The following is an 18,008-nucleotide window of genomic DNA, read 5'->3' as shown; positions in this document are numbered from 1 at the left end:
ATTCTGCTGGTTTGGGCGCAACAAACGCGCCTGGACGACGTTCTGCCTCCAATCCCAATCACCCGTGCGGCTTACGTTCCAGCCCGGCACAGCAGAGGCCTTCCCATGCTCACGGAACCGCTCGATACCAACACCGGAAAGACCCACCTCGACATCTTCGACACGCAGCAGCGCAGCGCGATGGCCACGCGTCTCGGTGTGTCGGAAGATCGCCTGAAGCGTGCCGTGCGCCTCGTCGGCAATCGCATCTCGACCCTGAAGAGCTACCTGGAGCGCTGAGCGCTCGAACCGGCATCTGACGACACGGAAGGGCGCTCTCGGGCGCCCTTTTTCATGCGCGTTCACGAGCACAGGCGGTGCGTCAGGTCCCGTAGCTCTGCACCAACGAGCCCGCCACCAGGGTCCAACCGTCGACGAGGACGAAGAAGATCAGCTTGAACGGCAACGCCACGGTTGCTGGCGGCACCATCATCATGCCGACGGCCATGAGAATCGAAGCGACGACGAGGTCGATGATCAGGAAGGGGATGAACAGTAGGAAACCGATCTCGAAGGCACGGCGCAATTCAGAGATCATGAAGGCCGGCGTCACCACTTCGAGGCCCACGGCTTCGGGACCGGCCGGAACGGGTGCCTTCGCCATATCCAGGAAGAGCTTCAGATCTTTCTCGCGGACGTTCTTCAGCATGAAGGTCTTGAAGGGCGCCGAGGCGCGCTCGAAGGCGACACTTTGCGTGATCTGCCCGGCGATCAGCGGCTCGATGCCAGTCCGATAGGCCTCGCGCCCGACCGGTGCCATCACGAAGGCGGTCAGAAACAGTGCGAGGCTGGTGACGACCGCGTTCGGCGGGGCGCTCTGGGTCCCGAGCGCCGAGCGCAGAATCGACAAAACCACGACGATCCGGGTGAAGGACGTGGCCATCACCAGCACCGAGGGCGCCAGTGCGAGAACGGTGAGGAGCGCAACGAGCTGGAGGGCCCGTTCGGTCACTCCGCCGGTGCCGAGATCGACCGACAGGCTCTGGGCCTGCACCGCCGTCGCGGCACCGGCCAGCCCCAAACCGATCAGGATCGGCAAGCACAAGCGTCTAGCAGGGAAGGAGCGGGGTTCGGTCATACCGGTTCCGGACGACGCGGCGCAACGCGGCCGCGCGCCCCTCATAGCATTGGCGCTCCGGCCCGCATCCCCGATCGGGCCCACGCAATCTCCACCGCTACGGACGAGCGCGGGTCCGAGATGACCCCCGGACCCGGCTACTGCTTGCGATCGAGGGGCCGCCCAAGCAGCCGCGCGAACTCCGCTTCGATTTCTTCGACGGAGAAGGGATTGGGGCTGGCCGGCGCCTTTGCGGGGGCAGGCGCAGCAGGGGGCGGGGGTGTGGTCGGCGCTGGAGAGGGTGGCGCTACGATCACCGCCGGGGGAGCGGTGTCTTCGGCCTTCGGCGCATCGGCGACCACCGCGTGCATCACCGGGTCGGGCTCGATCGGCGCAGGCGGAGGCGAAGACGGCGATTCCAACGGCGCAGCCTCGGGCTCCGGCTCCTCGATACGATCGGCAAAGAGCGCGTCGTCGACCGCAGGCTGCGGTTCAACGGTCGTCCGCTCGTTCGATGTCGGTGTCTCGGCGGTGGCCGCCATCGCGGCGGCGATGGGATCGATGGCGGGCGCCCCCGGGAGCGGGGCACGGTTCACCTCCGGCTGGGGTGCGGGGCGCGCCTCTGACGCGTCAGGCCCTCCTTCGCGCATTGCAGGCATGCCAGTCTCGGCCACGGGAGGCTGAATCGGCATGGCGGGACGGACCGCGGCCGCCGGCCTGCGCAGAGCCTCCTCCAGCTGCCGTGCCATGTCCGAGAGGATCGCGGCATCGACGCCGCGGGCTGCAGGTGCCGAGACGGGAGGTGCCGAGACGGGAGGTGCCGGCGCGGCGACCGGCTCCGCGGGCACCTCACGACCGGCTTCGGATTCGGATCCACGATCCGGCAGGCCGACGCGGTCAGCGATCGCCGCCGGGACAAAATTCGCCAGGGAGGGCGGCGTCCGGCGCATGACGCGGGCAAGCTGGGAGTCGCGCTGTCGCGGCGCGGCCGGCTCGGGTACCGAGACGTCCGGCATGGCCTCCGGGGCCGACGCACGCGAGCGATCACCCAGCGGCGGGGCCGCCTCGTAATCCGCGCCTGGCGATGGCACCGCCATCTCGAAGACCGGCTCACGATAGGGGGCAACGGGTGGGGCGGCCGGCGCCAGGCTGGGGACCGGACCCTGCTGGGGCACCGGCGGCTCCGGCATCGTATTCAGCACCGGCTCGGGCGCCTCGTCGAACGCGGCCTCGTCGGACGCCATCCGGGCGCTCATACCGCGCAGGATGTTGCGCTCGATCACGACGTCGTTGGGGCCGCCCACGAGAAGCAGGTGCTCGACGTTGTCGCGCCGCAGCAGGATCAGCTGCCGCTGACGGTCGAGCTCGTAGATGTCGACGATGCCGAGGCGCGGCTGGCGGCCGCGGGGAGAATTCTTGCTGGAGAGGGGCGATCCCTTTCCGCCGAGCCGCCGGACCAGGAAGACGCCGGCCGCGAGAATGAGGAATATGACGACGAAGATGATGGCGAACTGGAGGGGAAACGAGCCATCCGAGCTGAAGAACGATGACAAGACCGGGGTCTCTCGCTTTTGGGGCTCGTGGCCCGACGCAACACTGGAAAAACCAGTATCATGTCCGGCGCCAGCACGGGCAATAACGTTAAAACTTCGTTAACAGCTCCTTTGGCCAAGCGAATTTCGCCAGCTCCAGGCAGGACTTGCAGCTCGTGAGGACGCCCCGCCGCCCGATCCGATCACGGAGCGGCGGGGCGTGCCGTGTCTCCACGGCGAAGCCGATACGCAACGCGGCCTGGAGTGACAGTGCCCCTCTGCCGTTAGCGGTCCATCAAGCGCACCTCCGAGGCTCGTCTCGAAACGGGACCCACCACCGCTCCTGGCGCGTTGGATGAGCGGCACAGCCGGAGGTGTTTCGAGGTGGCATCCGTGGAAGACCAGCATCGAGCGCATTTGCGCGACGCGGTCGCGTTGGCGCGTGACAACGTTCTCGGGGGCGGGCGCCCCTACGGCGCCGTGATCGTACGCGATGGCGAAGTGCTGTCGCGGGCGGTCAACACCATCGCGATCACCCAGGATCCCACCGACCACGCCGAGATGGTGGCGATCCGGGAGGTGAGCCGTCGCCTCGGGCGCGCGAAGCTCGACGGCTGCATTGTCTACGCCAGCGGTCGTCCCTGCCCGATGTGCCATGCGGCCATGCGCTTGGCCGGCATCAAGCAGGCCTATTTCGCCTACAGCGCGGAGGAGGGCGAGCGGCACGGGCTCCTCGGCGCCGGCATCTACGCCGAACTCTGCCAGCCCCTGGGCGACCAACCGATGCGCGTGGAGCACCACCCCGTGGAGGTGGAGGACCATCCCTATGTGCTCTGGCGCAACCGGCAAGGTGCGTCCGAGAAGGGATGAGGCGATGACCGTTCCGCGTTGGATCCCCTTCCTCGCCGCCGGCCTGTTCCTGGCCGCCGCCATCACCCTCGGCGCTCTCTGGAGCCAAGGCGCCCTTCGCCATCCCAGCGAGGATGCCCGGTCTGCCGCCGCGCCCGCCGCGTGCGCTCCCCTCAACCCGAGCGGGCCACCGCCTCCTGAGTGCCCACAGGCGAAGCCACCGACGCAGAGGACTCCCTGAGGGACGTCCCTATTTGAATGGGGACACCCGGGATTTAACCGGGCGTTAACCATGGGGGCGGCAGATTTTGCCGGTCCCACCGGGCAGATTCTTCCGGGTGAGGGGAGGGTCCAGCCCATGTCCGTCACCGACCTGCCCATTCTCGGCATGCTGCGCACGCGGATGCAGTGGCACCAGACGCGCCAGAAGCTGCTGGCCGAGAACGTGGCGAATGCCGACCTGCCCGGCTTCAAGCCGCGGGACCTCGCCAGCCCCGACCTCGGACGGTCCGGTCCCGTCCTGTCGCAGCCGCAGGGTGCCACGACGAGCAGCAGCCTCGCGGTGACCAACGTGTCCCACATCGCCCTCGGTGGAGGCCCGGACGCCCCCGGAGCCGATCCGCGTCGCGTGAAGGGGTTCGAGATCCGTCCCAGCGGAAACGGCGTCAATCTCGAGGAGGAGATGATGAAGGCCGGCGACAACCAGGCGGATTATCAGATGGCCGCGTCGCTCTACCAGAAGAGCCTCGACACCATCAAAATCGCCATCGGCAAGCGCTGAGCGGCCCTTCAACGACTCACGGAGCGCGCCATGGACTTCCTCAAATCCCTCACCACCGCCGCCTCGGGCCTGAAGGCTCAATCGAGCCGGATGCGGATCATCGCCGAGAACATCGCCAACGCGGATTCCGCGCCGACCACCGTGGGCGGCCAGCCCTACCGCCGCAAGATCCCAACCTTCACCCAGCAGGTCGACCGCGAGACCGGCGCGTCGCTGATCGAAGCAGGGCGGGTGCGCCGCGATACCTCGCCTTTCCGGACCAAGTACGACCCGGGCAATCCGAGCGCCAACGCCAGGGGGGAGGTGGCGATGCCCAACGTCAACGGCCTGATCGAGAACATGGACATGCGCGAGGCCCAGCGCTCCTACGAGGCCAACCTCAACATGGTCACCGCCACCCGCCGCATGGTCGCCAAGACCCTCGAGATCCTCAAGGCCTGACCGCCGTTCCGCCGCCTGAAAGTCCGCCGTCATGACCAGCAACGCCTTCGCCGCCGGCGCCTACGCGGCGATCCAGAACATCGGCGCCAAGGGTCCTCCGAAGATCGCACCGGCTACCGGCGCGTCGGGGTCGAACTTCACATCGCTCCTGACTTCCACCCTGGACAACGTCGGCGAGGCGGGACGCAAGGCCGACAGCCAGGCGCTCGCCGTCGCGGGCGGCAAGGCGAACGTCGTCGACGTGGTGACGGCGGTGGCCGAGAGCGAGACCGCCCTCCAGACCCTCGTCGCCGTCCGCGACCGGGTGATCTCGGCCTACGAGGAAATCATGCGGATGCAGATCTGAGCGGTTGCGGATCACCGATCCCGGAACCGCTGTCCGAGACCTTCCTTCCGCGCTCCGACGCCTTCCCCGTCCGCGAGAATTCCGCCTTCCCGAAAATTGTCTGCGCCCACCCAAGCCTTCCGCCCAGACGCGAGATGACACCCCATCCATGACCGGTCTCGCCATCATCGACGTCGCCCGCGACGGCATCTTCGTCTTCCTCAAGGTGGCGGGGCCGATCATGCTGGTCGCCCTCGTGGTGGGCCTCGTGGTCTCTCTGTTCCAGGCCCTGACACAGATCCAGGAGCAGACCCTGATCTACGTGCCCAAGATCGTGGCGGTGTTCGCGACGCTCCTCTTGATGCTGCCCTTCATGGGCGATGCCCTCGGCAGCTACATGGCTCGGATCGCGGCCCGCATCGTGTCCGGCGGCTGAAGCCTGCTATGACAGGGCATGAACCTCCTCCTGCCGGGCATCGCGGCGGCCTTTCTTCTCACCTTCGCGCGCATCGGCACCCTGGTGATGCTGATGCCGGGCGTGGGCGAACAATTGGTCTCGCCGCGGCTGCGCCTCGCCTTCGCGCTGCTGCTCTCCCTGATCTTGTTTCCCACGGTACGGCCACTCCTGCCGATGCAGGGCGGCGCCATCGCGGGGCCGGGCCTGATCGCGCTGCTCATCGGCGAGCTGCTGGTCGGTCTGGTGCTCGGCCTGACGGTGCGGATGGTTCTCGCCGCGCTTCAGACCGCCGGCATGATCATCTCGCAGCAACTCGGGCTCTCCTACGCCATGACCGTGGATCCGACGCAGGGCGGGCAGCAGACGGCGATCGGCAACTTCCTGGCGCTTCTCGGCGTCACCCTGATCGTGGCGACCGACCTGCACCACGTCGCCCTCGACGCGATCGGGCGCAGCTATGTCCTGCTCCCGCCGGATGGCGTCCCGGGCATGGGCGAGGCGGCGAGCCTCGCGTTGAAGGCGATCGCGCGCGGCTTCGCCCTCGGCGTCCAGATCTCGGCCCCGTTCATCGCCTTCGGCATCCTGTTCAACGTGGGGCTCGGCGTGCTGGCGCGCCTGATGCCGCAGATGCAGGTGTTCTTCGTGGCCGTGCCGGCCTCGGTGCTGATCGGCATGCTGCTGCTCCTGGGGAGCCTCGGCGTGATGATGGGCGTCTTCCTCGACGATATCGGGCGCTACCTGGCGGACCTCGCCGGGCGCTGAGCCCCCGCGCGGAGTTCTGAGCCGTGGCGGACGATTCCGATCCGGAAGACAAGACAGAAGACCCGACTCCGCGGCGGATCGAGAAGGCGATCGAGCAGGGCAACGTCCCGAACAGCCCCGAGATCAACACCTTCTTCATCCTGGCCGCCTTCACCATGGCGCTGCTGATGGCCTCGGGCATGATCGCCAAGGACCTGGTGGCGAGCCTGCGCGGCTTCCTGATGAACGCCTCTGCGGTCCCTGCCGACCCGGAGGCCTATTCCGAGATGGGGGTGCGCACGCTGATCATCTGCGCCCAGGCCCTCTGTATACCAGTGGGTCTCGTCCTGGTCGCGGGCTTGGCCGCCGGTCTCATCCAGCATCCGTTCGTCTTCAGCACGGAAGCGCTCGGCCCGAAATGGGACCGGGTCTCGCCGATGGCCGGCGTCAAGCGCGTTTTCGGGATGGAGGCCCTGTTCCAGTTCGTGAAGGGACTGGCCAAGCTCGGCATGGTCGGGGTCGTGGCCGGAACCATCCTGTGGGGCGAGCGCGACCGGATGGAGGTGTTCACCCGCCTCGACCCGAGCGCCGTCCTGGCCGCGATCCTGACGCTGGCCCTGAAGATGATGGCGGGCATGCTCGCGGTCTTCATCGCCATCGCGCTGGGCGACGCCGTCTACCAGCGCTTCCGCTGGCGCCAGCGCCTGCGCATGTCGAAGGAAGAGATGAAGCAGGAGCACAAGGAGAGCGAGGGCAGTCCCGAGGTGAAGGGCCGCATGAAGCAGATCCGCGCCCAGCGCGTGAAGAAGCGCATGATGGCCGCCGTGCCCACCGCCACCGTGATCGTCACCAACCCGACGCACTACGCGGTCGCCCTGCGCTACGAGGCCGGCATGACGGCCCCCGTCTGCGTGGCCAAGGGCGTCGACTCGCTCGCGCTCAAGATCCGTGCGGTGGCCAAGGAGCACGACGTCCCGATCCTCGAGAACCCGCCCCTGGCGCGGGCCCTCCACGCCACCGTGGAGATCGACGCGGAAATCCCGGCGGAGCATTACCGCGCCGTGGCCGAAGTCATCGGCTACGTGATGCGCCTGCGCCGGCGGGCCGCCTGAGGAGGCGCGCGTGACGATTGGCGCTTGCGCTCGCCACGCTTTATGCACCCTCTTTCGTGAGAATTCTCGGCAACATACGCCGGTTTGCCCTTGCTGCGAGCGAAAGCGAGGCGCTAACCGGATGGGCTTCAGGGGTGGGTCGGCGTCGGATGGTTGAGTTCAGCGGACACGGGAAGCCCGCGTCGAACGCGATCGATCGTTCCGAGCGGCCCGGGCGCGTCGGGCTGCTCCTCGTGCTGGCAGGCCTGCTCGTCGGCGCCGCCGTGGGCCTGTCCTTCGTCGCGAGCGAGCAGGCGCAGCCGCTGATCCTCGGGCTGCTGGCGCTCCTCGCCATGGCGGGCGTGTTCTGCCTCTTCGCCCTCGCCATCGGGGCGATCCAGTTCGCCGGACAGACCACGCGGGACGACATCACCAAGGCCATCGTCGACGCCGCGCCGGAGGGCGCGATCGTGGTCGAGGAGGGCGGGCGCCTGATCTACGCCAACGAATCTTACCTGCGCATCGCCGGCGGCGAGACCTTCGCCAGCCTGCGCCCGGTGGAGCGGGTCTTCGTCGGCTCGCCGGAGGTGTCGGAGGCGGTCTATCGCCTCGCCCAAGCCTCCCGCGACGGCCTCGGGCATGCCGAGGAGATCCGGATGGCGCCGCCTCCGGGCAGCGCGGCCGAGCGCGCCTTCGCCTGGTTCCGCATCAGCGTGCGCCCGATCGAGCGGCCGCGCCGCCCCGCGACCCTCTGGACGGTGAGCGACATCACCCACGAGCGCGAGCGCCAGGAGAACGTCTTCCAGGAACTGCAGCACGCGATCGACTATCTCGACCACGCTCCGGCCGGCTTCCTCTCGATCGATCCGACCGGCGCGATCGTCTACATGAACGCGACCCTGGCGGCCTGGCTCGGCTACGACCTGGCGACGGTCGGCTCCGGCGGATTGCGCCTGCCCGAGATCGCCCCCGGCGCCGACGTCCTGACCGCCTCCGAGGGCCTGCCGGGCGAGGTCCGGACCGATCGCTTCGACCTCGACCTGCGCCGCCGCAACGGCCATCCGCTGCCGGCGCGCCTGTACCACCGGGTCGCCTTCGGCCAGGACGGACGGCCCGGCCCGTCGCGCACCTTCGTGCTCAACCGCTCGGCCGGGGCCGAGAGCGACGAGCCGCAGCGCGTCGCCGAGGTGCGGCTCGCGCGCTTCCTGAACAACAGCCCCATCGCCATCGCGACCCTCGACCAGAGCGGCCACATCGCCCGGGCCAACGCCTCGTTCGCCCGGCTGTTCGGCGGGCTGCCGCGGCAGGCCCTGCCCGACGGGCGCAACGACCTCCAGGGCGAGCCCACCATGTGGGATGCGATCGCCGAGCGCGATCGCGCCGGCCTCGAGGCGGCCCTGGGCAAGGCCGCCGCCGGCCTCGTCGAAGTGCAGCCCATCGAGATCGCGCTCTCGGGTCCCGGCAACCGGTCGGCCCGCGTCTGGCTGAGCCCGGCGGGCGGCGAGCCCACCGGCGGCCGGGGGGACGAGGCCGAGCAGAGCGATCGCGAGCGGGTCATCCTCTACGCCCTCGACACCACCGCCCAGCGACAGCTCGAGCAGCAGGTGGCGCAGGCGCAGAAGATGGACACGGTGGGCCAGCTCGCCGGCGGCATCGCCCACGATTTCAACAACGTGCTCCAGGCGATCATCGGCTACTCGGACCTGCTCCTGGCCAGCCATCGGCCGACCGATCCGGCCTTCCAGGACATCATGCAGATCAAGCAGAACGCGAACCGGGCCGCGAGCCTGGTGCGCCAGCTGCTCGCCTTCTCGCGGCGCCAGACCCTGCGCCCGGAGGTGATGAGCGTCGGCGAGGCCCTGTCGGACCTGACGCTCCTGCTCAAGCGCCTGCTCGGCGAGCGGGTGGACCTCGACCTGAAGCACGGGCGCGACATCTGGCCGATCAAGGCCGACGTGAACCAGTTCGAGCAGGTGATCGTGAACCTCGCGGTGAACGCGCGCGACGCGATGCCGGAGGGCGGCCGCCTGCTGATCCGCACCGCCAACGTCGTCGACGAGGCGGTTCCGAGCGAGAACCGCCTCGGCATGCCGGTCGGCGACCACGTGCTGATCGAGGTCCTGGACACCGGACAGGGCATCCCGCCCGACGTCATGGAAAAGATCTTCGAGCCGTTCTTCACCACCAAGGAGATCGGCAAGGGCACGGGCCTCGGCCTCTCGACGGTGTTCGGCATCGTCAAGCAGAGCGGCGGCACCATCGACGTGCGCTCCACGGTCGGGGAGGGCACCGCCTTCCGGATCTACTTCCCGCGCCACGTGCCGACGGCCGAGCCTGCGCCCGAGCCGGAGCTCGCATTGCCGCCCGCGACGGCGCAGTCGACCGCCGCCATCGCCGCCACGCGGCTCAAGGGGGCCCCGGACCGGCCGCGAGCGGAGGGCGAGAAGCCCGCCCCCCGCAAGCCGGCCCCGGACCATACCGGCCAGGGCGTGATCCTGCTGGTGGAGGACGAGGACCCGGTGCGCGCCGTCAACAGCCGGGCCCTGTCGGCCCGCGGCTACACCGTGCTCGAAGCGGCCTCGGGACTCGATGCCCTGCGGATCATCGCCGAGACCACCGAGACCATCGACCTCGTCGTCTCCGACGTGGTGATGCCCGAGATGGACGGGCCGACCCTGCTGCGCGAGCTGCGCAAGCAATCCCCCGACCTCAAGGTCATCTTCGTCTCGGGCTATGCCGAGGACGCCTTCCGCAAGAACCTGCCCGACGGCGAGGATTTCAACTTCCTGCCCAAGCCCTTCAGCCTGAAGCAGCTCGTCGAGACGGTGAAGGAGACCATCGCCCGCTGAGGCGCGACACCGGAGGATTCGTGGCCCGCGACGCGCGAATTCTCCGGTGTCGGCCTTGCCGAATGAGAACAAAACGGGTACACAATCGGCAACCGAGGCGCATTGAGCCTTGCACCGCCCCCATGCATAAGGATGCCGACGAATGGCCCAGCCCGCGCTGAAAGTTGTGGAATCCCCGATGGTGGACAAGGACAAGGCGAAGGCGATCGACGCCGCGCTGTCGCAGATCGAGCGGGCCTTCGGCAAAGGCTCGATCATGCGCCTGGGCAAGAACGACAAGGTCCAGGAGGTGGAGGTCGTCTCCACCGGGTCGCTCGGCCTCGACATCGCCCTCGGCGTCGGCGGCCTGCCCCGCGGCCGCGTGATCGAGATCTACGGTCCGGAATCCTCGGGCAAGACCACGCTCGCCCTGCACACCATCGCCGAGGCCCAGAAGAAGGGCGGCGTCTGCGCCTTCGTCGACGCCGAGCATGCCCTCGACCCGGTCTACGCGCGCAAGCTCGGCGTGCAGCTCGACGATCTCCTGATCTCGCAGCCCGACACGGGCGAGCAGGCCCTGGAGATCACCGACACCCTGGTGCGCTCGGGTGCCATCGACGTGCTGGTGGTCGATTCGGTGGCGGCCCTGACGCCGCGCGCCGAGATCGAGGGCGAGATGGGCGATTCGCAGCCCGGCCTTCAGGCCCGCCTGATGAGCCAGGCCCTGCGCAAGCTGACCGGCTCGATCTCGCGCTCGAAGTGCATGGTCATCTTCATCAACCAGATCCGCATGAAGATCGGCGTGATGTACGGCAGCCCGGAGACCACCACGGGCGGCAACGCGCTGAAGTTCTACGCCTCCGTGCGCCTCGACATCCGCCGCGTCTCGACCCTGAAGGATCGCGACGAGGCCATCGGCAACCAGGTTCGCGTCAAGGTCGTGAAGAACAAGGTCGCGCCGCCGTTCAAGCAGGTCGAGTTCGACATCATGTTCGGCGAGGGCGTCTCCAAGGTCGGCGAGCTCATCGACCTCGGCGTCAAGGCCGGCATCGTGGAGAAGTCCGGCGCCTGGTTCTCCTATGCCAGCCAGCGCCTCGGCCAGGGCCGCGAGAATTCGAAGGGCTTCCTGCGCGACAACCCGGAGATCGCGAACAAGATCGAGGCCTCGATCCGCCAGAATTCCGGCCTCGTGGCCGAGAAGATCCTCGAGAACGCCAAGCCGACCGAGGACGAGCTCGACGAGGGTGAGGCCTGAGGGGTTCGCTCGCGCGCCCGGGACCGGGTCGCGCGGCGCTCCGAACCAGTAAAAGGCCGCCGGGCACGTCGCCCGGCGGCCTTTTTCGTTCAGGAGACCCATCCGCCTTCAGGACATCTCGATTCAGCCCGGAGGCAGAACGTCGACCTGGATGGCCGCGTAGTAGGCTGCCAGATCCGCGATTTCGCTGTCGCTGAGGGGCTTGGCCACGACGTTCATGATCTCGTTGCGCCGCGTGCCGTCCCGGTATTCCTTAAGGGCCTTCACGAGGTAGGGCTCGACCTGACCCGACAGGTTCGGAGCCTCCGGAAGCTTCGAGACTCCGTCGAGGCCGTGGCAGGTCTGGCAGGCGACCGCCGCCTTGCGGCCGGCCTTGGCGTCCCCCGCCCACGCCCCCGTGGGCAGGAGCAGGATCGGCAGGACGCCGAGGAGAACCGCCCGGACAGGCCGGGCCGTTCGGGAGACCGGCCGCACGCTCCTCGACCACACGCTGCTGGGCCGCGCGCTTCTGGGCTTCATGGCTACTTGGCCTCGTAGGAGATGCGGTAGATCGCGCCCGCCGTATCGTCGGCGACGAGGAGCGAGCCATCCAGGAGGACCGCGACATCGGTCGGACGGCCGAGATACTCGCCGTCCTGCGTCAGCCAACCCTCCGCGAAGGGCTTCGGCGCGCCGGCCTTTCCATCCTTGTCGACGGGCACGAACATGATCCGGGCCCCGAGCGGCTGGGTCCGGTTCCAGGAGCCGTGCTCGGCGGTGAAGATGCCGCCCTTGTAGGTGTCGGGGAACATGCGCCCGTTGTAGAAGGTCATGCCGAGATCGGCCGCGTGGGGCGGCAGTTCGGCCTGCGGGAACACCACGTCCTTCGGCGGCGTCTCGTCCTTGTACTCGACGGTGCGGACATGGCCGCCGCCGAACCACGGGAAGCCGAAGTTCTCGCCGGCCTTGGCGATGCGATTCAGCTCGCCGGGCGGGATGTCGTCGCCCATGCCGTCGACCTGATTGTCGGTGAACCACAGCGCCTTGTCGGCGGGGTTGAAGTCCATGCCCACCGAGTTGCGGATCCCGGTGGCGTAGACCTCGCGGTTCTTGCCGTCGGCATCCATGCGGATGATGCCGCCGATGCCGGCCTTGGCGTAGAGGTCGCGCTTGGCCGCCGGAGGCACGTTATAGGGCTGGCCGAGGGAGATGTAGGTCTTGCCGTCGGGGCCGACCCGGCACATCCGGGCGGTGTGATTGTAGCTCTCCTCGGCGGCCGGGATCAGGTCGCCCTGCTTCACCAGCACGCCGGCCGCGACGTCGGGGCTCTCGTAGAAGAATTCCGCCGCCGGGAAGGACAGGACCCGGTTCTGCTCGACGATGGTCAGGACGCCGTCCTTCGAGAAGCAGACGCCGTTGGGGATCTTGAAATCGATGCCGGCCGCGAAGGCGCGAACCTCGTCGGCCACGCGATCCTTGTCGCGGTCCGTCACCGTGTAGACCTTGCTCTTGCGCGTCCCGACGAACAGCACGCCGGCATTGGGCCCGACCGCGATCGAGCGGGCATCCGGCACCACGGCGTAGAGGTCGATCTTGAAGCCCTCGGGCAGCTTGATCTTGGACAGGGTCTTGCGGAGGGCATCGGCGCGCCGGCCGGTCTGCGGGATCTCCGGCGCTTCCGCGGTGCCGGTGCTCTGCATCCCCGTGAGCTTCTCGAGGGCGTCGGCCTTGGCCTTGGTCTCGGCGGGGGCTGCCCCCTGCGCGAGGGCGCCGGCGGTGAACGCCAGCGCGGCGCAGCCGGCGAGCAGCGTTGCGGTGAGGACCGATCGCATGGATGTCTCCCGAAGTCCGCCCGCATGATCGGGGCGGTTGAGCCCCGACGATATGCGCCTGCCGGGCGCGCCGGCAAGGGGAGGGCGAAGGCCGGGGTTCGCGGCGCGCCGGCGCGAAAACCCTCAGGGCGTGTAGGGCAGGAGCTTGATGAACAGGCCCCAGAGCACGAACAGGATGCCGACGATCGAGACCAGCCAGATCAGGGAGCGGACCTTCGGGATGCCGAAGCCGTAGACGGGCAGGTAGACCAGCCGGGCGAAGAAGTAGAGGTAGGCGCCGAGGACCACCGCCGTGTTGTGCCGGCCCGTCGCCACGCAGGCGAGAACGAGGGCGGCGAAGATCGGAAAGGTCTCGAGGAAATTCTTCGACGCCTTCTCGAGCCGGCTCGCGGCGCCCGTCACCGTGGGCGTCGGCCCCTCGCGGTTGCCGGAGGCCCAGCCGAAGCCGCCCCGCTGCTGCACGCCGCTCGCGGAGGCGGCGATGATGTGGACCAGACCGAGCAGGCAGGACCAGGCAAGAAGGCGTATTTCGACCGGCATCGCGGGTGTCCGTATTGGGAAGGGGCGGGATGCGTTCCTAGCTCGACCGTGCGCAAAAGCGAAACGACCGTGACTTGCGCCGGAACGCTCCTTATGAGTGCGCCAGCGCGGGACACTCCGAACTGGCGGGGCGCTCCGCGCGCGGCATGCGTGCGCGACCGACAGCCCGGCGCGTCCGCCTCCGGCGGCACCCTACGACAGAGTTGTGATGCGATGAGCGGCGTCAACGAGATCCGGTCGACCTTCCTCGACTACTTCGCGGCAGCGGGCCATGAAGTGGTGCCGTCCTCGTCGCTCGTCCCGCGCAACGACCCGACGCTGATGTTCACCAATGCCGGCATGGTGCAGTTCAAGAACGTCTTCACGGGCGTCGAGAAGCGGCCCTACGACCGGGCCACCACGGCGCAGAAATGCGTCCGCGCCGGCGGCAAGCACAACGATCTCGACAATGTCGGCTACACCGCCCGGCACCACACCTTCTTCGAGATGCTGGGCAACTTCTCCTTCGGCGACTACTTCAAGCCGCGGGCGATCGAGCTGGCCTGGAACCTGATCACCAAGGAGTTCGGCCTGTCGAAGGACCGGCTGCTGGTGACGGTCTATGCCGACGACGATGAGGCCGCCGATCTCTGGCGCAAGATCGCGGGCTTCTCGGACGACCGCATCATCCGCATCGGCACCTCCGACAATTTCTGGCAGATGGGCGATACCGGCCCCTGCGGCCCGTGCTCCGAGATCTTCATCGACCAGGGCCCGACGCTCCAGGGCGGTCCGCCCGGTTCGCCCGACGAGGACGGCGACCGCTTCCTCGAGTTCTGGAACCTCGTGTTCATGCAATACGAGCAGGTCGAGCCGGGCAACCGCCTCGCCCTGCCGCGCCCCTCCATCGACACCGGCATGGGGTTGGAGCGCATGGCGGCGATCCTTCAGGGGGTGAAGAGCAACTACGACACCGACCTGTTCCGCGCCCTCATCGACGCCGTCAGCCACGCGGTCGGTCGCCCGCCCGAGCCCGGCAACGTCGCCTCCTACCGGGTCATCGCCGACCACCTGCGCGCCGCCGCGTTCCTCGTGGCCGACGGCGTGCTGCCCGGCAACGAGGGCCGCGGCTACGTCCTGCGCCGCATCATGCGCCGCGCCATGCGCCACGCCGAGCTCCTCGGCTCGCGCGAGCCGATGATGTACCGCCTCGTGCCGACACTCCTGCGCGAGATGGGCCAGGCCTATCCGGAATTGACCCGCGCCGAGGGCCTCATCGGCGAGACCCTGCGCCTGGAAGAGACCCGCTTCCGCCGCACCCTGGAGCGCGGCCTCGCGATCCTCGACGCCGAGAGCCGTGACCTGAGCAGCGGCCAGAACCTCTCGGGCGAGACGGCCTTCACCCTCTACGACACCTACGGCTTCCCCCTCGACCTGACCCAGGACGCCCTGAAGGCGCGCGGCATCGGCGTCGACACGGACGCCTTCGGCCAGGCCATGGAGCGCCAGCGCAAGGCCGCCCGCGCCGCCTGGACGGGCTCGGGCGAGGCCGCCACCGAGACGGTCTGGTACGGCCTGAAGGAGCGCGTCGGCGCCACGGAGTTCCTCGGCTACGAGACCGAGAGCGCCGAGGGCATCGTCACCGCCCTGCTGCGCGACGGCGCCGAGACCGAGAGCCTGAAGGCGGGGGAAACCGGCCTCGTCCTCGTCAACCAGACCCCGTTCTACGGCGAGTCCGGCGGGCAGGTGGGCGACAGCGGCACCCTGTCGGCGGCCGGCCTGACGGCGCGGGTCACCGCCACCGAGAAGAAGCTCGGTGAGCTCTTCGTCCACCACGTCACGGTGGACGAGGGCACGCTGTCGCTCAATCAGGCCGTGGAGCTCGCCGTCGACCATGGCCGCCGCGCCGCGATCCGGGCCAACCACTCGGCGACGCACCTGCTGCACGAGGCCCTGCGCCAGGTGCTCGGCGACCACGTCGCCCAGAAGGGCTCCCTCGTCTCCCCCGATCGCCTGCGCTTCGACTTCAGCCACCCGAAGCCCATGGACGAGGCCGAGATCCGCGCCGTCGAGGACATCGCCAACGCCGTGTTGCTGCAGAACACGCCGGTGGTCACCAAGCTGATGGCCGTGGACGAGGCGATCGAATCCGGCGCTCGCGCGCTGTTCGGCGAGAAGTACGGCGACGAGGTCCGCGTGGTCTCCATGGGCGCGCCGGTCGCGGGCGCGGGCGGGCGCTCCAAGGCCTTCTCGGTGGAGCTCTGCGGCGGCACCCACGCCGGACGCACGGGCGAGATCGGCCAGGTCTCGGTGGTGGCCGAGAGCGCGGTCGGTGCCGGCGTGCGGCGCATCGAAGCCCTGACCGCCGACGCCGCGCGGCGCCACCGCGCCGACGAGAGCCGGACGCTTGCCCAGATCGCCGGGCTGCTGAAGGCCGCCACCGCGGACGTGCCGGACCGCCTCGCGGCCCTGATCGAGGATCGCCGCCGGCTGGAGCGCGACCTGACCGACGCGCGCAAGAAGATCGCCATGGGCGGCGCGGGCGCGGGCAGCGACGACGGCATCGCCGAGATTGCCGGCGTGAAGGTCATGGCCCGGGTGGTCGAGGGCGTCGAGATGCGCGACCTCAAGAGCCTCGCCGACGAGGGCAAGACCCGCCTGGGCTCCGGCATCGTCGCGATCGTGGGCGTCGCCCCCGACGGCAAGGCCGGCCTCGTGGTCGGCGTCACCCCGGACCTGACGGAGCGCTACGACGCCGTGGCCCTGGTCCGGGCCGGTGCGGGGCATCTCGGCGGGAAGGGCGGCGGCGGGCGCCGCGACATGGCCCAGGCCGGCGGCCCCGAGGGCGCGGGGGCCCAGGCGGCCATCGACGCGATTCGCGCCGCGCTCACAGCCTGATTCTCACGAGCCCGCCCCTCCACCCCGTCCGGAGGGGCGGCAAGCGCTCAGTTCACGCGCTTCCAGGTCTGGCTCTTACAGAACACGCTCATCACGCAGCCCGAGACCTCGACGATGTCCGGCCCCTTGATCGTCAGGGTGCCGGCGTAGGTTTTGCCGTCGTTGGGATTGTAGAGCGTGCCCTCGTAGCCGCTCGCGCCGGCGGTGCGGGTGTTCATGATCTGCACGCCGACGAGGCTGCGGGAGCGCAGGGACGGGTCAGGGTTCTTCGCGTCGAGCCCCGGGCCCGCGACGCTCGCCAGCGTCCCGCAATAGCCGTTGCCGCAGCGGCTGATCCGCACCTTCGAAACCCCGGTCTCCGTCAGCCAGAGCCCCGTGGCGTCCCGCCCCTGCTGGGCCGAGGCCGCGCCGCCCAGCACAAGCGCGATCGCCCATCCGCAGCCTGCGCTCCGCAACACCCGTCCGGTGATCGCCATGTGGGAAGTCCTTGCCCTTCGCGTTGATCGGGCGAGGGGCATAGCCTGCGCCTTCCGCACTGGCCAGACCTTCGGTCGGCCGTGGCGGCGGCGCCGCCTCGGGGACGGGCCAGGACGGCGGCGGCGCCGCCTCAGGGACGGGCCAGGGACGGCGGCGGCGGCGCCTCGGGGACGGGCCAGGACGGCGGCGGCGCCGCTTTAGGGACGGGCCAGGACGGCGCCGGTATAGATCTCGCCGACCTCACAGAGAGGCTGTCCATCCGCCCGCAGCAGGAGCGCCTCGATCGCGAAGAGCGGCTCGGCAAGCCCGGCGGTGTCCGGGCGGTCCCCCGCAGGCAGGAGGCGCAGGGACAGGTTGCGGCGCGTGGGCGACAGGTCGTGCACGACGCGGCCGAAGGGCACCTCGCTGGTCTGCAGCAACCGGTTCATCGCGGGCGTCAGGCGCGATGGGACGTACCAGTTCTCCGCCTCCGACAGCACGAGAGCGCCGCAGGTCAGGCGGACCCGGCGGTAGCGCACCAGCGCGTCGCGCGGCACGGCGAGGCGCTCCCGCTGCGCCGGGCTCGCCGGACGCTCCGGTGCCGCGACGGGGTGCGCGATGAGGCCTGGTGCCTCGGCGAGCCCTCGGGCGCGGCACCAGTCCTCCAGAACCGCCGTGGCGCTCGGCCCGGCCCGGAGGCGGTCACACAGGTCTCCGAGGAGGGTCGCCGCAGCAGGGGTCGGGCCGGGGTCGCCGGGGAGGGACGTCGCCATGAACACCGAACCACGTCCAATTCACCCGCACCGCGCACCGTCGTGGCCGCTGCACGGGCGCACACCGCACCGCCATACGCAGCACGTGCGGAAAGGTCTACGTCGATGTCGGGGCACGTCGCGGGGAAGACGTCGCGGGGAAGTTTGGTGGAGCC

The 18,008-nt window shown here is 69.4% G+C and carries 19 protein-coding genes; 12 read left to right on the top strand and 7 right to left on the bottom strand.

Features of this window, described 5'->3' with window-relative positions; genetic code table 11:
• The first annotated feature begins 105 nt into the window (after nucleotides 1-105).
• Nucleotides 106-279 carry a DUF3606 domain-containing protein gene (locus tag AC0IY1_RS08285; RefSeq protein WP_082512989.1) on the top strand — a complete coding sequence of 58 codons (174 nt, stop codon included), beginning with the start codon at nucleotides 106-108 and terminating at the stop codon, nucleotides 277-279.
• Between the two features lie 82 nt (nucleotides 280-361).
• Here the strand turns inward: AC0IY1_RS08285 and fliP are convergent, their stop codons facing one another.
• Entirely contained in the window at nucleotides 362-1,117 is a 756-nt protein-coding gene (gene fliP, locus AC0IY1_RS08280) for a flagellar type III secretion system pore protein FliP (RefSeq protein ID WP_471768822.1), read from the bottom strand.
• 137 nt (nucleotides 1,118-1,254) lie between these two features.
• The gene (locus tag AC0IY1_RS08275; RefSeq protein WP_471768821.1) at nucleotides 1,255-2,379 is read right to left on the bottom strand and encodes a hypothetical protein; all 1,125 of its coding nucleotides are present in this window, start codon (nucleotides 2,377-2,379) and stop codon (nucleotides 1,255-1,257) included.
• A gap of 30 nt (nucleotides 2,380-2,409) precedes the next feature.
• Between AC0IY1_RS08275 and AC0IY1_RS08270 the strand changes: the two genes are divergently transcribed.
• The 10 genes from AC0IY1_RS08270 (at nucleotide 2,410) to recA (ending at nucleotide 11,396) form a co-directional block, all read left to right on the top strand.
• The gene (locus AC0IY1_RS08270) at nucleotides 2,410-2,646 is read left to right on the top strand and encodes a hypothetical protein (RefSeq protein ID WP_471768820.1); all 237 of its coding nucleotides are present in this window, start codon (nucleotides 2,410-2,412) and stop codon (nucleotides 2,644-2,646) included.
• Nucleotides 2,647-3,021: 375 nt separating this feature from the next.
• Nucleotides 3,022-3,498, top strand: coding sequence for a nucleoside deaminase (locus AC0IY1_RS08265; RefSeq protein ID WP_471768870.1), 477 nt, complete (start codon nucleotides 3,022-3,024; stop codon nucleotides 3,496-3,498).
• 337 nt (nucleotides 3,499-3,835) lie between these two features.
• On the top strand, nucleotides 3,836-4,258 hold the full coding sequence (gene flgB / locus AC0IY1_RS08260) for a flagellar basal body rod protein FlgB (protein WP_471768819.1): 423 nt from the start codon (nucleotides 3,836-3,838) through the stop codon (nucleotides 4,256-4,258).
• A 30-nt stretch (nucleotides 4,259-4,288) separates the two neighbouring features.
• Nucleotides 4,289-4,699: a flagellar basal body rod protein FlgC gene (gene flgC, locus AC0IY1_RS08255; protein ID WP_055951301.1), complete on the top strand. Its 411-nt coding sequence runs from the start codon at nucleotides 4,289-4,291 to the stop codon at nucleotides 4,697-4,699.
• Between the two features lie 31 nt (nucleotides 4,700-4,730).
• Nucleotides 4,731-5,045, top strand: coding sequence for a flagellar hook-basal body complex protein FliE (gene fliE / locus AC0IY1_RS08250; RefSeq protein ID WP_055951298.1), 315 nt, complete (start codon nucleotides 4,731-4,733; stop codon nucleotides 5,043-5,045).
• Nucleotides 5,046-5,193: 148 nt separating this feature from the next.
• Nucleotides 5,194-5,460 carry a flagellar biosynthesis protein FliQ gene (gene fliQ, locus AC0IY1_RS08245; RefSeq protein WP_055951296.1) on the top strand — a complete coding sequence of 89 codons (267 nt, stop codon included), beginning with the start codon at nucleotides 5,194-5,196 and terminating at the stop codon, nucleotides 5,458-5,460.
• An 18-nt stretch (nucleotides 5,461-5,478) separates the two neighbouring features.
• Nucleotides 5,479-6,243, top strand: coding sequence for a flagellar biosynthetic protein FliR (fliR, locus tag AC0IY1_RS08240; RefSeq protein ID WP_471768818.1), 765 nt, complete (start codon nucleotides 5,479-5,481; stop codon nucleotides 6,241-6,243).
• A gap of 23 nt (nucleotides 6,244-6,266) precedes the next feature.
• On the top strand, nucleotides 6,267-7,334 hold the full coding sequence (gene flhB, locus AC0IY1_RS08235; protein ID WP_471768817.1) for a flagellar biosynthesis protein FlhB: 1,068 nt from the start codon (nucleotides 6,267-6,269) through the stop codon (nucleotides 7,332-7,334).
• 149 nt (nucleotides 7,335-7,483) lie between these two features.
• A complete protein-coding gene (gene cckA / locus AC0IY1_RS08230) occupies nucleotides 7,484-10,162 on the top strand; it encodes a cell cycle histidine kinase CckA (protein WP_471768816.1) in 2,679 nt (892 codons plus the stop codon).
• Nucleotides 10,163-10,304: 142 nt separating this feature from the next.
• A complete protein-coding gene (recA, locus tag AC0IY1_RS08225; RefSeq protein ID WP_055951278.1) occupies nucleotides 10,305-11,396 on the top strand; it encodes a recombinase RecA in 1,092 nt (363 codons plus the stop codon).
• 123 nt (nucleotides 11,397-11,519) lie between these two features.
• Here recA and AC0IY1_RS08220 read toward each other — a convergent pair whose 3' ends face one another.
• The 3 genes from AC0IY1_RS08220 to AC0IY1_RS08210 form a co-directional block, all read right to left on the bottom strand.
• On the bottom strand, nucleotides 11,520-11,915 hold the full coding sequence (locus AC0IY1_RS08220) for a c-type cytochrome (protein ID WP_471768815.1): 396 nt from the start codon (nucleotides 11,913-11,915) through the stop codon (nucleotides 11,520-11,522).
• 2 nt (nucleotides 11,916-11,917) lie between these two features.
• Nucleotides 11,918-13,207: a PQQ-dependent sugar dehydrogenase gene (locus AC0IY1_RS08215; RefSeq protein ID WP_055951275.1), complete on the bottom strand. Its 1,290-nt coding sequence runs from the start codon at nucleotides 13,205-13,207 to the stop codon at nucleotides 11,918-11,920.
• A 123-nt stretch (nucleotides 13,208-13,330) separates the two neighbouring features.
• Entirely contained in the window at nucleotides 13,331-13,747 is a 417-nt protein-coding gene (locus AC0IY1_RS08210) for an MAPEG family protein (RefSeq protein ID WP_471768814.1), read from the bottom strand.
• A 213-nt stretch (nucleotides 13,748-13,960) separates the two neighbouring features.
• Between AC0IY1_RS08210 and alaS the strand changes: the two genes are divergently transcribed.
• Nucleotides 13,961-16,624, top strand: a complete 2,664-nt coding sequence (gene alaS, locus AC0IY1_RS08205) for an alanine--tRNA ligase (protein WP_055951269.1) — start codon at nucleotides 13,961-13,963, stop codon at nucleotides 16,622-16,624.
• A 47-nt stretch (nucleotides 16,625-16,671) separates the two neighbouring features.
• Here alaS and AC0IY1_RS08200 read toward each other — a convergent pair whose 3' ends face one another.
• Nucleotides 16,672-17,100, bottom strand: coding sequence for a DUF2147 domain-containing protein (locus AC0IY1_RS08200; RefSeq protein ID WP_082512986.1), 429 nt, complete (start codon nucleotides 17,098-17,100; stop codon nucleotides 16,672-16,674).
• A 198-nt stretch (nucleotides 17,101-17,298) separates the two neighbouring features.
• Entirely contained in the window at nucleotides 17,299-17,853 is a 555-nt protein-coding gene (locus AC0IY1_RS08195; RefSeq protein WP_471768813.1) for a hypothetical protein, read from the bottom strand.
• Nucleotides 17,854-18,008 lie beyond the last annotated feature (155 nt).

It is taken from the genome of Methylobacterium sp. AC690 (assembly GCF_979256535.1).
This window is presented reverse-complemented; position numbering and strand designations above follow the sequence as displayed.

Bases quoted from the DNA above. Each gene is read 5' to 3' on its own strand.
- fliQ (WP_055951296.1), top strand. From the start codon at position 5,194: ATGACCGGTCTCGCCATCATCGACGTCGCCCGCGACGGCATCTTCGTC.
- alaS (WP_055951269.1), top strand. From the start codon at position 13,961: ATGAGCGGCGTCAACGAGATCCGGTCGACCTTCCTCGACTACTTCGCG.
- AC0IY1_RS08285 (WP_082512989.1), top strand. From the start codon at position 106: ATGCTCACGGAACCGCTCGATACCAACACCGGAAAGACCCACCTCGAC.
- cckA (WP_471768816.1), top strand. From the start codon at position 7,484: ATGGTTGAGTTCAGCGGACACGGGAAGCCCGCGTCGAACGCGATCGAT.
- fliE (WP_055951298.1), top strand. From the start codon at position 4,731: ATGACCAGCAACGCCTTCGCCGCCGGCGCCTACGCGGCGATCCAGAAC.
- AC0IY1_RS08210 (WP_471768814.1), bottom strand. From the start codon at position 13,747: ATGCCGGTCGAAATACGCCTTCTTGCCTGGTCCTGCCTGCTCGGTCTG.
- flgC (WP_055951301.1), top strand. From the start codon at position 4,289: ATGGACTTCCTCAAATCCCTCACCACCGCCGCCTCGGGCCTGAAGGCT.
- AC0IY1_RS08220 (WP_471768815.1), bottom strand. From the start codon at position 11,915: ATGAAGCCCAGAAGCGCGCGGCCCAGCAGCGTGTGGTCGAGGAGCGTG.
- recA (WP_055951278.1), top strand. From the start codon at position 10,305: ATGGCCCAGCCCGCGCTGAAAGTTGTGGAATCCCCGATGGTGGACAAG.
- AC0IY1_RS08215 (WP_055951275.1), bottom strand. From the start codon at position 13,207: ATGCGATCGGTCCTCACCGCAACGCTGCTCGCCGGCTGCGCCGCGCTG.
- fliP (WP_471768822.1), bottom strand. From the start codon at position 1,117: ATGACCGAACCCCGCTCCTTCCCTGCTAGACGCTTGTGCTTGCCGATC.
- AC0IY1_RS08200 (WP_082512986.1), bottom strand. From the start codon at position 17,100: ATGGCGATCACCGGACGGGTGTTGCGGAGCGCAGGCTGCGGATGGGCG.
- fliR (WP_471768818.1), top strand. From the start codon at position 5,479: ATGAACCTCCTCCTGCCGGGCATCGCGGCGGCCTTTCTTCTCACCTTC.
- AC0IY1_RS08195 (WP_471768813.1), bottom strand. From the start codon at position 17,853: ATGGCGACGTCCCTCCCCGGCGACCCCGGCCCGACCCCTGCTGCGGCG.
- flgB (WP_471768819.1), top strand. From the start codon at position 3,836: ATGTCCGTCACCGACCTGCCCATTCTCGGCATGCTGCGCACGCGGATG.